Annotated in this window: 3 protein-coding genes; all 3 read right to left on the minus strand. The window is 61.5% G+C overall.

The features are described from left to right. Nucleotides 1-21 precede the first annotated feature (21 nt). Nucleotides 22-447, minus strand: coding sequence for a hypothetical protein (locus ACFVYN_RS41390; RefSeq protein WP_390008110.1), 426 nt, complete (start codon nt 445-447; stop codon nt 22-24). Nucleotides 448-533: 86 nt separating this feature from the next. Beyond that, nucleotides 534-911 (minus strand): hypothetical protein, encoded by a 378-nt coding sequence (locus ACFVYN_RS41395; RefSeq protein WP_390008113.1) that lies wholly within the window; start codon nt 909-911, stop codon nt 534-536. A gap of 33 nt (nt 912-944) precedes the next feature. Then, a partial coding sequence (locus tag ACFVYN_RS41400) for a hypothetical protein (protein WP_390008115.1) occupies nt 945-1,194 on the minus strand: 250 nt, incomplete at its 5' end.

Consider the following 1,194-nt stretch of genomic DNA (forward strand, 5'->3'; position numbering starts at 1 on the left):
ACTGTTCCCTTTGTCATGGATTCACCGCCACTCCTCCGGGCGTTCGACGCCCTGGTCGGCGAGGTTCCGAACCATGGCCGCCTGGAAGACGGGCCCTGCGAACGGGTAGGCCGTGTCACCCAGGGAACCGGACAGGTAGTCCTCGATGACGACATCCAGATTGCCCCGCAGTGACGTACTCACGGACGAGGCGACGCCTTCAAGGAACGCGAAGCACCGCTCCACCAGATCCTCCGGACGCTGCGCGGAGCCGAGTGTGGGCTCAAGGACGTATGCGAAGAGTTCCCAGAGCAGGCCGTAATGGTCGCCCTTGATGTCGTCGACCGTTTCGGAGTTCGTTTCGTCGGACAGAGCCGAGTTGATGCGGCTCCTGACCCGGTCGGACATCTCGGGTACCTGGTCCAGGATTTCGTCGAGAAAATTCTCACCCGTGATAAATGCCGTCATGTTCATCCGAATCTATTTTTTTGCCGGGGACCGGCCCGAGAGCGTCCCGGAATCCTACAAGGCGCTCCCGGACCGGTTCCCACCACTCATGCCACGGGAGCGGCTTCGGCATAGCAGTCGCTGAAGAGCGCGCAACCGACACCTTGACCGTCCGGAACGATTTCGAACGGATCGAGGAAGCCTTCCAGAGTACTTCTGGTGCCTTCCTTCCAGCCGTAGTTGTAGACCTGCTCCGGGTACTGGGCCAGACCGACGGCGCTGCCGACGATACCGAAGCCCTTCATGAATCCCTTCATGTGGGGCTTGCCTGTCTGGCGGGGGCGAGGGTTGGGGGCCCGGTCCCGGGGGGCGACCTCGAATCTCTGACCGGTGATGTCGCTCACGGCCTTTTTGGCGACGGTGTTCTTCCGGGCGCCTCGGAACTGCCGCCCGTCGGACTCGTCCTCGGTCAGGTATTTGGTCACGCCGCCAGTGACGTCGTTGCCGTTGAGCGCGCTTCAAATTTTCCCGGCTTGCGCCCGCGCGATCTTGCGAATTTCCTCGGTGAGGAGGTCGGTTCCCTTGTGCATTTTTTGAAGGCGGTCGTTGTCGAGCAGTTCGGCGAGTCTGCGCATCAGGTTCATCGCCTTGACCAAATGCCACTTTGCATTGACCTGTTGCCCGGTGTTCAGCTCCTGGATGACGGCCGTGGTCACCGTTCCATCACCGGTGACCTTGGCGCCTTCTCTGGCATCGCGGAGATAGACG

The sequence above is a fragment of the Streptomyces sp. NPDC058307 genome (genome assembly GCF_042880295.1).
GTDB lineage: Bacteria > Actinomycetota > Actinomycetes > Streptomycetales > Streptomycetaceae > Streptomyces.

Coding starts and splice junctions, on each gene's coding strand:
- ACFVYN_RS41390 (WP_390008110.1), bottom strand. CDS start 447: ATGACGGCATTTATCACGGGTGAGAATTTTCTCGACGAAATCCTGGAC.